General features: G+C 37.3%; 12 protein-coding genes and 1 tRNA gene. 7 read left to right on the top strand and 6 right to left on the bottom strand.

The features are described 5' to 3' along the window. The 3 genes from DNG35_RS10640 to sucC form a co-directional block, all read left to right on the top strand. On the top strand, positions 1–287 hold a 287-nt coding region (locus tag DNG35_RS10640), incomplete at its 5' end, for a T9SS type B sorting domain-containing protein (protein ID WP_146228867.1). A gap of 124 nt (positions 288–411) precedes the next feature. Continuing rightward, positions 412–2,070: an NAD(P)/FAD-dependent oxidoreductase gene (locus tag DNG35_RS10635; protein WP_233494483.1), complete on the top strand. Its 1,659-nt coding sequence runs from the start codon at positions 412–414 to the stop codon at positions 2,068–2,070. Between the two features lie 74 nt (positions 2,071–2,144). Further along, positions 2,145–3,338, top strand: coding sequence for an ADP-forming succinate--CoA ligase subunit beta (gene sucC / locus DNG35_RS10630; RefSeq protein ID WP_111128966.1), 1,194 nt, complete (start codon positions 2,145–2,147; stop codon positions 3,336–3,338). Positions 3,339–3,404: 66 nt separating this feature from the next. Here sucC and DNG35_RS10625 read toward each other — a convergent pair whose 3' ends face one another. Beyond that, positions 3,405–4,100, bottom strand: a complete 696-nt coding sequence (locus DNG35_RS10625) for a phosphoadenylyl-sulfate reductase (RefSeq protein WP_111128964.1) — start codon at positions 4,098–4,100, stop codon at positions 3,405–3,407. Between the two features lie 106 nt (positions 4,101–4,206). Continuing rightward, the gene (locus DNG35_RS10620) at positions 4,207–5,502 is read right to left on the bottom strand and encodes a DUF2254 domain-containing protein (protein ID WP_111128962.1); all 1,296 of its coding nucleotides are present in this window, start codon (positions 5,500–5,502) and stop codon (positions 4,207–4,209) included. 208 nt (positions 5,503–5,710) lie between these two features. On the opposite strand from DNG35_RS10620, the gene DNG35_RS10615 reads away from it, so the two are divergent. After that, complete coding sequence (locus DNG35_RS10615) at positions 5,711–6,145, top strand: Hsp20/alpha crystallin family protein (protein ID WP_111128960.1); 435 nt, start codon at positions 5,711–5,713, stop codon at positions 6,143–6,145. Between the two features lie 150 nt (positions 6,146–6,295). Here the strand turns inward: DNG35_RS10615 and DNG35_RS10610 are convergent. From DNG35_RS10610 to DNG35_RS10595, 4 genes are all read right to left on the bottom strand, one after another. Beyond that, positions 6,296–6,371 (bottom strand) — tRNA-His (locus tag DNG35_RS10610). 59 nt (positions 6,372–6,430) lie between these two features. Then, on the bottom strand, positions 6,431–7,147 hold the full coding sequence (gene bshB1, locus DNG35_RS10605) for a bacillithiol biosynthesis deacetylase BshB1 (protein WP_111128958.1): 717 nt from the start codon (positions 7,145–7,147) through the stop codon (positions 6,431–6,433). Then, complete coding sequence (gene nhaC / locus DNG35_RS10600) at positions 7,144–8,616, bottom strand: Na+/H+ antiporter NhaC (protein ID WP_111128956.1); 1,473 nt, start codon at positions 8,614–8,616, stop codon at positions 7,144–7,146. The genes bshB1 and nhaC overlap by 4 nt, the downstream gene beginning before the upstream one ends. Positions 8,617–8,632: 16 nt before the next feature. Then, complete coding sequence (locus tag DNG35_RS10595; protein ID WP_111128954.1) at positions 8,633–9,832, bottom strand: aminotransferase class I/II-fold pyridoxal phosphate-dependent enzyme; 1,200 nt, start codon at positions 9,830–9,832, stop codon at positions 8,633–8,635. Positions 9,833–10,058: 226 nt separating this feature from the next. On the opposite strand from DNG35_RS10595, the gene lpdA reads away from it, so the two are divergent. Genes lpdA through DNG35_RS10580 form a run of 3 tightly spaced genes read left to right on the top strand, consistent with a single transcriptional unit; the run spans position 10,059 to position 13,302 of the window. Beyond that, positions 10,059–11,465 (top strand): dihydrolipoyl dehydrogenase, encoded by a 1,407-nt coding sequence (lpdA, locus tag DNG35_RS10590; protein ID WP_111128953.1) that lies wholly within the window; start codon positions 10,059–10,061, stop codon positions 11,463–11,465. 1 nt (position 11,466) lies between these two features. Next, on the top strand, positions 11,467–12,009 hold the full coding sequence (locus DNG35_RS10585; RefSeq protein WP_111128951.1) for an NADPH-dependent FMN reductase: 543 nt from the start codon (positions 11,467–11,469) through the stop codon (positions 12,007–12,009). Further along, complete coding sequence (locus tag DNG35_RS10580) at positions 12,010–13,302, top strand: anthranilate synthase component I family protein (RefSeq protein ID WP_111128949.1); 1,293 nt, start codon at positions 12,010–12,012, stop codon at positions 13,300–13,302. Positions 13,303–13,329: the final 27 nt, after the last annotated feature.

Here is a 13,329-nt window from a genome sequence, read left to right as displayed (position 1 = left end):
TGGACTACCCGGCGTTCTTCACTCCGAACAACGATGGCTACAACGACACCTGGAACATCTACGGACTGGCGGAGAGCGATCCCTCGGCGAAGATCTATATCTTCGACAGGTACGGCAAGCTCCTGAAGCAGATCAGCCCTATGGGAGAAGGATGGGATGGAAGCTACAACGGCACGCAGATGCCAAGTGGCGACTACTGGTTCAAGGTGGAATACCAGGAACTGGATGTAAACACCGGACAATTGGTGAGAAAGGAACTGGTGGACAACATCACTCTGAAGCGATAACCAATAATTTGATAATTTAGATAGACAAAACCCCACTCGATTGAGTGGGGTTTTTTGGTTATTATTAAATAAAATCTATTAAAAAAAATAATTTATTCTCGTATCTTTTCCCAAAATTATTAGCGTGTACGATGTTATAATTATTGGTTCTGGAGCAGGAGGTTTAGCGAGTGCTATTTGCTTAGCAGAAAAAGGAAAAAAAGTATTGGTTCTTGAGCAACATGAAGTGCCTGGTGGTTGGTGTCATAGCTTTTATATTGATGGTCAAAGACATAGTCCAGGTTTACATTATGTTGGACTTCTGGACGAAGGGCAATCAAGTAATCAATTATACAAAGATTTGGGAATTGCTAACGATCTAACTTTTTTTAGAATGCATCCCGAAGCCTATGAGCGTTGTCACATAGGAAGTTTTAAGTTCGGAATTCCAAATTCTTATCAGGTATTCAGGCACAAACTAATAAAATTATTTCCTAATGAAGAAAAAGGAATTATAAAGCTATTTGATTTAATAAAAAAAGTAAATCATCAAGTACTGCTCATTCCTAAACTAAAAACTTTTTGGGATTTTGTGACTGTGCCTTTCCGAACCAAAGAAATGGGTAAATATGGCTTGTCGAGTTTAGAGAGAGTGGTAAAGAAGTTTATTAAAGACCCTATTTTGCAGCAGATTTTCTATGTGCAATGTGGTGATCACGCAAGTCCTCCTAATAAAATCCCTTTCCCTTTTCATTGTGTGTTGATGGGACATTACGAATACGGCGGTTTTTATCCGATGGGTGGCGGAGCAGCTCTGGTAAAAGCCAAAACGAAAAGATTAAAACAACTTGGAGGTGAAATTAAAACTTCAACTAAAGTTGAAAAGATTCTTGTTGAGAATAAAAACGCTGCTGGAGTAAAATTAGTAAATGGAGATAAAATTTTTGCTAAAACCATTATTAGTAATGCCGATCCAAACACCACATTTTTGAAGTTGGTTGGAAAAAACCACATCAGTAAACGCTTGTGTAAAAAACTATCTAAAACAAGTTACTCTTTGACTTCGCTCATTCTTTTTTTGACGGTAGATTGCGACTTGAAAAAATATGGAATGCACAGTGGTAATATTTGGCGTTTCGCTAAAGCGGATATTACCAAAGCACTGACTAATGACTTGGAGAAACCGCTTACCGAACTAGAGGAATTCCCAGGAATATTTATTAGCTGTACGACACTAAAAGATCCAACAAGTTTCGATGGGAAACATCATAATTTTGAAGTCGTAACTTTGGTCAGTTATGAGCATTTTAAAGCTTTCGAAGGTCTAGATAAAGATAGGGGTGAGGCTTACTTTGCTTTCAAAGAAAAGCTGATAAGTATTTTTATGGTGTCACTAGAAAAAGAATTTCCTGGAATTAAAAATCATATCGTGCACCAAGAATTGGGAACTCCATTGACAAACAAATATTATATCAATACAACAGAAGGTAATATTTACGGAACCGAAAAGATTTTAAAACAAATTGGTCCGTTTTCTTTTAGGCCTAAAACCGAAATCAAGAACCTTTACCTTACAGGAGCAAGCATTGTTGCTCACGGTGTTGTAGGTGCAGCTCATTCGGGGGTAAATACCGCAGCAAAAGTTTTAGGGGTAAGACCAGAAGAATTATTAGAAGAAAAAGAAAATCAAAAGCTTACCATTTTAGAAGCTGAAGATAATACCCATTGGCCAGAAGAAATCAAAAAGAAAATAGCGTTAAAACAAGAACGTTTGGCTAAAAAACAATCTTCTACACATTCATAAATAAAAATATTGCTACTAATCGTTTCATTTGTTACTTTTGTCATCCATAATAAAATATCAAGAAAAACCTGATTATGAATTTACACGAATATCAAGGAAAAGAAATATTAAATAGTTTTGGCGTAAGAATACAACGCGGTATTGTTGCTTCAACTCCTCAAGAAGCAGTAGATGCTGCTAAAAAACTTACCGAAGAAACAGGAACAGGTTGGCACGTGGTTAAGGCTCAAGTTCACGCTGGTGGTCGAGGAAAAGGTGGTGGAGTAAAATTAGCTAAAAACCTGAAGGAGGTAGAGCAAATTGCTGACGATATCATCGGGATGCAATTGGTCACGCCACAAACTAGCGCTGAAGGAAAAAAAGTTCACCAGGTTTTAATTGCAGAAGATGTTTACTATCCTGGAGATAGTGAGCCAAACGAATTTTACATGTCTGTTTTGTTAAACAGGGCGACAGGTAAAAATATGATTATGTATTCTACCGAAGGAGGTATGGATATCGAAACAGTAGCAGAAGAAACACCACATTTAATTTTTACCGAAGAGGTAGATCCCGCTTTAGGTTTGTTGCCTTTTCAAGCAAGAAAAGTAGCTTTTAACTTAGGTCTTTCAGGGAATGCTTTTAAAGAAATGACCAAGTTCGTTACCGCATTATATACTGCTTATGTAAAATCAGATTCTTCTTTGTTCGAAATCAATCCGGTTTTAAAGACTAGTGATGATAAAATTATGGCAGTAGATGCCAAAGTAACTTTAGACGACAATGCCTTATTTCGTCATAAAGATTATGAGGCAATGCGTGACGAAAGAGAAGAAAACCCAACAGAAGTGGAAGCTAAAAAAGCAGGTTTGAGCTATGTCGATCTTGACGGAAACGTAGGTTGTATGGTAAACGGAGCAGGTTTGGCGATGGCAACGATGGATTTAATTAAATTTGCAGGTGGTGAACCAGCCAACTTCTTAGATGTTGGTGGTACAGCTGATGCCAAAAGAGTAGAAGAGGCTTTCCGTTTGATTTTGAGAGACCCGAATGTAGAAGCAATTTTAGTAAATATTTTTGGAGGAATTGTACGTTGTGACCGTGTGGCACAAGGTATTATCGATGCTTATAAAAATATGGGCGACGAGATAAAAGTACCTATTATCGTAAGATTACAAGGTACCAACGCAGATGTGGCTAAAGAAATGATTGACAATAGTGGCCTGAATGTAGAAAGTGCTGTCGAGTTTAAAGAAGCAGCCGATAAGGTTCAGAAAGTTTTAGCTTAAGCTAAAGCGAAATAAAATCAAAAAAGCCTGCAAATTTTGCAGGCTTTTTTGATGAATTAAATTTTCTTACAAATGCAACCCACATTCGGTTTTTGGGTTGTTGTTCCATCTTCCGGAACGGTCTTCACCAGGAACAGTACAATGGGTACAACCAATCGACTGATAGCCTTTTGCGACCAACGGGTGGAATGGTAAGTTGTGCTTTTCGATATAGGAATCACGCTGTTCTTTGGTGACATCCAGAAGTGGGTAAAATTTTAGAATATCACCGCGCATTTCAAAAATATCCAGTGTAGAGCGATGATCACTTTGCCACTCCATCAAGCCGGAAATCCAGACGTTGTAATTCTCCTTGATGGCTTCAAGCGGTTTTACTTTATTGATGGAACAGCAGAAATCTGGGTTTTTTCGCCATGTTTCATCAAAAGTGGTAAAGTTGTGCTCTTCTTTTATCGCCCTTACCGATTTTACGTTTAATCCAAATCTTTCGGTAATTTGTTTTTTATATCGAAGGGTTTCCTCAAAATGATAACCGGTGTCGATAAAATAAATAGGTTGTTTCTGGTTGATACCTGAAAAAAGTTTTAACAAAAAAACAGAAGTCGCTGCAAACGAACTGGTGAGCATAATCTCTTCTACATCAAAATCCTGATAAAGCTGTTTTATTCTTTGTTTTACAGTAAGGGGTTTGTATTTTTTGTTGAGTGACTGTATATCGCTTTCGCTGAAAAGCTTTTTTACGGTACTTAAGTCTTCTTGCATGTTATTTGTTTTCTTGTGGTGAAAAAAAGGCTGAAAACATCCTTTTAAGAACGGCTTATATCTTTGACTAAGAATTTAAGCAAAGGTTCAAATTTAATAAATATTATTAACTTGGGTTTACGGCATGATAAAGCTGATCTAATCGTTTGAGGTCTTCGCTATTTAGAAGGCTTTGTTTCGTGTCTTCATACAGGTTTTTTATCTCTTTGTAAATCGGCTCGTAGTAAGTGGGATTACTTGTTTTTTGTTTTAAGAGAAAATGTAACATAAAAAATAGTTTCTGAATACAGCTAAAATCCTGTTTACAGTATGTTCGGTAAGGCAACATTACTTGATAGAGCAATTCGTCAAAAGGTATACTGGTAAGCAGTAGTTTAGGTTCATTTTTTTTATTGAGCACTATTTCCAGCTCTTCTTTTTGTAAGCGTAGCGCAAACAAATCCGTTAGGAAATTGATGGTGGTAATAGTTGTTGACGGATCATTAACGGCAGGGGAAATCGCGCGAATACCTATCTCGGTAATGTGTTTAATACCTAAGGCATAATTGTCTTCTACAAATTCACCATCGGCAAAATTAAAATTGTCTGCTATCTTTTTTGCGACAACCTTGCCGACTTTTCTATTTGTTTTAAAAAGAGGAGCATTTTCCGTGATAAAACTTCCTTTTATCGGTACAATGTGCAATAGGATATTTTCCTCCGTACAGATTTCCAACAGATTGTTTAACGATAGGTTTTGATAATAACCGGTGCGGTTACTTTTGTGAACTTCCCAATCTTGGGTATCGGGAAATTCTTGCGTAGGCTTTTGTTTTTGTATGTCGATAATCTCCTTTAACCTTTCTTTTGCTTTCCGGTATTCGCTATGAAGTATATTGTTTACTTGTATAGATTGCGAAATAGAATGGATGAAATAAATAAAAGCGCACAAACATAAAATGGTTAGTAGTACTGTGATCAAGATGGAAAAACTAGGTAAATGGTTTCCATTTCCTTCATTAGATTTAATGGAAATGGTGATAAAAATATTGTAGATAATTGTGCCTAGGTACACTCCCAAAACGTATTGATGGCTTTTATTGGAGATGAGCCCTGGTAAAACGCGTGGTGAATAATTGGAGGATGCCTGGTTAAGCAAGACCATCACCATCGAAAAACTAAAAACCATGATAGAGATCAAACCAGCAGTAAGGTAACTTAAAATAGTTCTTGCGGTGTCGCCATTATCAATCTCAAAAGCGGTATGCAAAGAAGTGAGCCATTTCGATATTCCAGTAGCTTCCAGTGAAAGCGAAATAATTGCAAGAATGAGACCGCCAAAAGCAAATAGAGCAGGATAAAATGCTATTTTCCCTTCTATGGTATTAAAGAAACTAAGGAGTTTATTAAAAAAGGATTTCATTAAAATTGGATTAGTGTTTCTAATTTATAAATATTTTCATTTACAATTATCGCTTTAACCATTCTTTAACCTCTGTTTCAAGACAAAATGACATTAAATTAAATAAAATATATGCCAAAATGTCTTAAAAAATCCTTTTAAATCTATTGGTATCCAATTTGTTTATTTGAATGTGCGAAACATAAAAACAACATAAAAACATAAAGTTATGAGTTTAGTAAAAAGAACAGACAATTGGTTGCCATCTATTTTTGACGATATGTTTAAAACAGATTGGCTTGGCGGAACCTCAACCGTCAATAACATTGGTGTAACCATACCTGCGGTAAACATTTCTGAAAATGAAAACAGTTTTAAAGTAGAAGTGGCTGCACCGGGTAAAAACAAAGAAGATTTCCACATCGAATTAGAAAAAGATGTGTTAACCATTTCCGCGGAAGCGAAAGATGAAAAAGTAGAAGAAAAGTCAAACTACACCAGAAAAGAGTTTAACTACCACACTTTTAAGAGAGCATTTAGCTTACCGGATATGGTCGATAGCCAAAAAATAACGGCAGCTTATGAAAATGGAGTTTTGAAAATAGAAATTCCTAAAAAAGAAGAAGCAAAAGAACAAACAAAACGAATGATTGAAATTTTATAATTGTTTGAATAATAAATTGTTATAACTATTTATTTTTAGGAAACAGAAAAAGTTAGGATGAGTTCTATAGTTAGTTGATTAAAAAAGTCGCCTGGAAACAGGCGGCTTTTTTGTACAAAAAAACCCCGTCATAAAGACGAGGTTTGAAAAGGGTGGAAGATCGGTCTCGAACCGACGACCTCCTGAACCACAATCAGGCGCTCTAACCAACTGAGCTACAACCACCATTTGTAAATCGGATGCAAATTTAATTTTTTATTTAGATATTACAAAGAAAAATCTTGCTTAAATTAAGTCAAAAACAGAATCAACTGCAGGACATCGTCCAGTAGTAAAGCCTTCGGCAGCATCGGTTCCGATAAGTCTTCCCAGGTTCTGTGCACGATAAGTTACACTTTCTAAAAAGTTGTTGCTCGAAATAGGCGTACTGGGTTCATCAGTATTTTCTTTATAAAATTGCGAAGCATAGGCTTTTACAGAAGCCAATTTTTTATCCATAAAACCAGAAATATCAACAATGATGTCTGGTTCGAGATCGTACCATTGTATGTAATGCAAGACTTGTTTGGGTCGCCAGGCTTCTTGTTTATTGCCTTCGTAAGTCGTCTCTATTTTTCTTAAACCACTCAAAAAACAAGCATCGGCTGTGAGTTTTGCTCCTTTTCCGTGATCGATATGTCGGTCGTGAACAGCATTACACAATACGATTGTAGGCCTGTATTTTCGTAATACTTTTATAATTTCTAATTGATGCGAGGCATTATTGATAAAAAAACCGTCGCTAAACTCTAAATTCATTCTCATTTTAACCCCGAGAATTCCCGCTGCAGTATTCGCTTCTTGGTCTCTTATTTCTGCTGAGCCACGCGTTCCTAATTCGCCTCGGGTTAAATCTAAAATACCTACTTTTTTACCACGACTAATCTCTTTGGCGAGTGTTCCGCCACAGCCTAGTTCAACGTCGTCTGGATGAGCACCAATGCCCAATATATCTAGTTTCATGAATTTTTAAGATTTTGACTGATCATTCTAATTTTTATCTTGAAAGCTGCATAAATCAAGGTCATAAAAGGACTTAACCAATTGAATATCGCATACACAAAATAGTCTGCTACGCTCACGCCAAGCACACCACTTTGGTAAGCTCCGCAGGTATTCCAAGGAATTAAAACCGAAGTTACCGTACCGGAATCTTCAAGGGTTCTCGATAGGTTTTCGGGAGCCAAGCCTTTATCTTCATAAGCTTTTTTAAACATTTTTCCGGGAATCACAATTGCCAAATATTGGTCGGAAGCGACCACGTTTAAACCAAGACAACTGATAACTGTGCTAGCAAAAAGTCCGAAAATAGAAGAAGCTAAAGACAACAAAGCTTTTGTGATTTTTGCTAAAGCGCCAATGCCATCCATAATTCCACCAAAAATCATGGCGCAGATAATAAGAAATATGGTCCATAACATGCCTTGCATTCCGCCTGCTGAAAAGAGTTCGTTTAATGCGGCAACATCGGTACTGATTTGTGTATCGGTAAAAATAGCGTTTAAAATAGCGGTTACTTCTGTTTCGGATATTTGCAATAAAATGTTTGACTGAAGAATGAAAGCAAAAATAATTGCAAGTATAATTCCGCTTCCAAGCGCAATAAGAGGCTTCGTTTTTAAGAGAATAAGGGCAATGACACAAAGGGGTACTGCAAATAACCAAGGTGTAATATGAAAGGTTTTATCAATAGTTTGCAGAAGGTTACTGAGATCAGTATTTCCGCTAATGTCGATGGTTGCACTTAAAATCCCGAAGACTATAAGCGTAATCGTAAAAGTAGGAACAGTGGTAAACATCATGTAGCGAATGTGTGTAAACAAATCTGTTCCTGCCATCGCTGGAGCGAGATTGGTGGTGTCACTCAACGGAGACATTTTATCACCAAAATAAGCCCCGGAAATCACGGCTCCAGCAATCATGCCTACGGGAATTCCTAAGGCACTTCCAATACCAATTAAAGCAATCCCAACCGTTGCAGAAGTCGTCCAAGAGCTACCTGTGGCAATAGAAATAATAGCAGTAATAATTACAGAGGCTGGTAAGAATATGGTAGGATTAAGGACTTGAAGTCCATAATATACCATTGCCGGAATAACACCGCTCACCAACCAAGTTCCGGCAAGAGCTCCTACCAAAAATAAAATCATAATCGGTATAAAGACACTGTTGAGGTTTTCCTTTACTTCAGCGAACATAGTTATCAAAGAAGTTTTATTATAAAGACCTACAATCAATGCGGTTAATCCACCAAGAAGTAAAATATATTGATTGGAATAATCTCCCAACCAAACCCCGTCGGCAAAAAAGATATTGTAAGCCAAAAGTCCCATCAGAATGATGATAGGAATTAAAGCTTCTAACATATTTAAATCTTTGTTTTCTGAAATATGCTCGTTTTCGGGGTGCGGTGAAAGAGAATTTTTACTCATGCTTTTCTTTTAAATTTTACAAAACACCAACGTCTTGCATGCATTGTTTCATGGCTTCAAAAGTGCGGCTGATGTCGTTATCAAGACCAATAGAGAAACGAATCAAGCCATCGGTTAAGCCCATTTCTGCTTGTTCTTCTTCTGAGATTTCAGACGAAGTTGAAGTTCCTGGAGCACTGAATAAGGTTTTGTAAAAACCGAGGCTCACCGCAAGGTAACCTAAATTTCTTTCCTGCATCAATTCCATCACTTCGTTGGCTTTGGCAAGTGAACCTACATCTACGGTGAGCATTCCGCCAAAACCGTATTCTTCGTTCATATAATCTTTAAAAATGTCTTTTCCTTTGTGAGAGTTTAAGCCAGGATAACAAACGCGTAAACCTAATTCCTCAAACTTTTGGGCTAAATGATTAGCGTTTTCACTGTGCTTTTTGATGCGAATATGAAGGGTTCTCAAGTTTTTAAGAATAGAAGCTGCACGCATACTATCCATCGTAGAGCCAAGTAACATACAAGCTCCATCGTTTACGTCTTTGAGAGCGTTAATAAATTCCGCATCAGCGCAAATTACACCACCAACGGTATCGCTGCTTCCGTTGATAAATTTGGTAAGCGAGTGAATCACCACATCGGCACCAAAATCTCTTGGTGTAACCGAAAGTGGGGTAAAAGTGTTGTCGACCACCAATTTTAAGTTGTGCTTTTTCGATAAAGCGGAAAGGGCTTTTAAATCGGCTACCTCCAAAAGCGGATTGCTAACCGCTTCGCAGTATAAAATCTTGGTCTTATCGGTAATGGCTGCTTCCACAGCTTCGAGGTTGGTGATATCGACAAACGAAGTGCTAATGTTTAGTTTCGGAAGGAAATTTTTCATAAATGCATAAGTTCCTCCGTAAATGGTCCTGCTGGTTACAATATGTTCGCCAGCATCGCATAGTTGTAAAATTACAGGCGTAATCGCACCCATTCCGCTGGCGGTAACTGCTGCGGCCTCGGTATTTTCCATGGCGGCAAGCGCTTGACCTAAATATAAATTACTTGGGCTCGAATGCCTCGAGTATAAATAACAACCTTCAGTGTTTCCTTCAAAGGTGTCAAACATCGTTTTTGCTGAAAGAAAGGTGTAAGTGCTTGAATCTGAAATTGATGGGTTTACGCCGCCAAACTCTCCAAAGTATTGTAAATCTTGTATTTTATCTGCTGGTTTATGTTTCATTGAGTTATGATTAAATTTTTGAGGTTCTAAATATCTTGTTTTTATAGCGAATATCAAATGATTGTAGTGATAATTTGTTAAATAAGCGAATGGAAGTTATCAAAAAGATGATTCCGAATAAAACCGATAAGTTTTTAACAATCCTTTATCGTTCCGTACTTGTGCATTGCAAGAGATATCGTATTTTTGTAATCGTTTTACAAAATATAAAAAATACATTTACCTTATGAATACTTACGACGTTGCAGTGATTGGTTCAGGACCAGGTGGTTACGTGGCCGCTATTCGTTGTGCACAACTTGGCTTAAAAACAGCTATTATAGAAAAATATAGCACCATGGGCGGAACTTGCCTTAATGTAGGTTGTATTCCTTCAAAAGCACTGTTAGATTCTTCACACCATTACGAAGATGCAATTCACCATTTTGAAGAACACGGGATTGAAATTTCGGGCGACGTTAAAGTCAACCTCAAAAAAATGATTGAGCGTAAAGCATCTGTAGTCGAGCAAACTACCAAAGGTATTGAGTTTTTAATGAGTAAAAACAAAATCGATACCTACGAAGGTGTGGGTTCTTTTAAAAGCAAGACCGAGATTAATATCACTTCCGCGGAAGGAAAATCAGAAACAATCGAGGCAAAACACACCATTATTGCCACAGGAAGTAAACCTGCTTCATTGCCATTTATCGAAATCGATAAAGAAAGAATCATTACTTCTACCGAAGCCTTAAAACTAAAAGAAGTGCCTAAACATCTTTTGGTGATTGGTGGTGGCGTAATCGGTCTGGAATTAGGGCAAGTATACCAACGATTAGGAGCAGAAGTAACGGTAATTGAGTATATGGATAGAATTCTTCCAACGATGGATGGTGCTCAAAGTAAAGAGTTAACTAAAGTTTTCAAAAAGAAAAAAATGAATCTTGCCGTATCACATAAAGTTACTTCGGTAGAAAATACAGGTAAAGAAGTTATCATCAAAGCAGAAGACAAAAAAGGTAAGGAAGTAGAGTTTAAAGGTGATTATTGTTTAGTGGCAGTAGGTAGAAAACCTTACACAGAAGGTTTAAACGCTGATGCTGCAGGTGTAAAACTTAACGACAGAGGCCAAGTAGAAGTCAACGAGCATTTACAAACCAATGTCGAAAATATCTATGCGATAGGCGACGTTGTTAAAGGAGCCATGTTGGCACACAAAGCATCTGAAGAAGGTGTTTTGGTAGCAGAAACCATTGCCGGTCAAAAACCGCACATCAATTATAACCTTATTCCTGGTGTGGTTTATACTTGGCCAGAAGTTGCTTCTGTGGGTAAAACCGAAGAGCAACTGAAAGAAGCAAAAGTAGAGTATAAATCTGGGCAGTTCCCAATGAGAGCTTTAGGGCGTTCGCGAGCAAGTGGTGATATCGATGGTTTTGTAAAAATTCTAGCCGATAAAAACACAGACGAAGTTTTAGGTATTCATATGGTTGGAGCTAGAGTTGCCGATTTAATTGCTGAAGCTGTCGTTGCGATGGAATATAGAGCAAGTGCCGAAGATATTTCGAGAATGAGTCACGCACACCCAACTTATGCAGAAGCTGTAAAAGAAGCTGCATTGGCAGCAACCGATAATATTCCAATTCATATTTAAGATGAAGAATATTTTAGCTTACGCTGGATCAAATAGTAGTGTTTCGATCAACCATGAGTTGGTGAGCTTTGTTGCTAATCAGGTTATTAATCATCATGTTGATATCATTCGATTAACCGATTATGAAGTGCCACTTTATGATCACGATTTAGAACAGCGAGAAGGTCAGCCTGAAAACACAAAAAAACTCATCGATAAAATACAACAATACGATGCTTTGTTGATTTCGGTGAATGAACATAACGGAGGTCCATCTGCTTTTTATAAAAACATTTTAGATTGGTGTTCGCGTGTCGACCGTAAATTTCTTGAAGGTAAAAAAGTATTGCTCATGAGTACATCTACAGGACAAGGTGGCGGAAAAAGATCTTTGGAATATTCAGAAATGGCCGTTCCAAGGTATGGTGGCGAAATCGTGGCAAGTTTTAGCTTTCCTTCGTTTAATGACAATTTCGACAGAGAAAATCAAACCGTGACTGATGAAACCTTGCATTTAGGCATACGAGATACCCTATCTAACTTTTTAAACGAAATAGAATCGTAATTGAGAGTAAAAAAAAACTATGCGTTAGCGTCTAACCCAACCATCAAACAGCAGTTGCTCACTTGGGCACAACAGTTTGACGAGGTGGTTTGGTTAGATTCTAACGATTATTACTCCAAAAAAAAATATGAAGCTATTCTTGCGGTAAGTGCTTTTACAGCAATAAAAACTGATGTTGAAAACGCTTTCGCGAAATTACACGAATATCAAAGCACAACAAAAGATTGGATTTTTGGTTATCTTACCTACGACCTCAAAGAAGACACCGAGCAGCTTTCATCAAACAATTACGACGGAATTAATTTTCCTGACCTCTACTTTTTTCAACCACAGAAACTTATATTTTTACAAGACGACAAAATTAAGTTTCATTATTTAAAAATGGTAGACGATGAAATTGAGACTGATTTTGAGAAAATAAAAAAGCAAACCTACAAAACTCCAAAAAAGCTAGTTCACCCAAAGCTAAAATCTCGTATTTCAAAAAAAGACTACTTACAAAAAGTAGAAGTGATGAAAAATCACATCCAAAGAGGAGATATTTATGAAGCCAATTTTTGCCAAGAGTTTTACCTCGAAAACACCAAAATCAATCCTTTAGAAAGCTATTTTCGTTTAAACGAAATTTCAACACCGCCTTTTGCGTCTTTTCTCAAATTAGACAAAAAGTATGCTTTATGTGCCAGCCCAGAAAGGTATTTGCAGAAAGAAGGTGATAAAATCATTTCGCAGCCCATCAAAGGAACAGCAAAAAGGCTTGTCGACAAACAAAAAGATTTAGCACTTGCGGAAAAATTACAAAACGATGCCAAAGAAATATCAGAAAATGTAATGATTGTCGATTTGGTGCGTAACGATCTTTCGCGTACAGCGCAAAAAGGAAGTGTAGAAGTAGAAGAATTATGCGGTTTGCACAGTTTTAAACAAGTGCATCAACTCATTTCAACAGTGAGTTCACGCTTAAAAGAAGAATTTTCAGCCGTCGATGTGCTTAAAACTACTTTTCCGATGGGAAGTATGACTGGAGCTCCCAAAATTTCGGCGATGAAGATCATCGAGAAGTTAGAAGAAACCAAGCGTGGTCTTTACAGCGGAAGCATTGGTTACTTTACGCCCGATTCCGATTTTGATTTTAATGTAGTGATTCGCACCATTTTGTATAATTCCATTACCAAATACACTTCATGTTCAGTTGGTGGAGCAATTACCAGCCTTTCTGTTCCAGTAAACGAATACGAAGAGTGCCTTACTAAAATAGACGCGCTTAAAAAAGCCTTGAGAGCAAATTTGTAAACACTTTTAAAACCTTATATTTATACG

It is taken from the genome of Mesonia sp. K7, assembly GCF_003233725.1.
Taxonomy (GTDB): domain Bacteria; phylum Bacteroidota; class Bacteroidia; order Flavobacteriales; family Flavobacteriaceae; genus Mesonia.
This window is presented reverse-complemented; position numbering and strand designations above follow the sequence as displayed.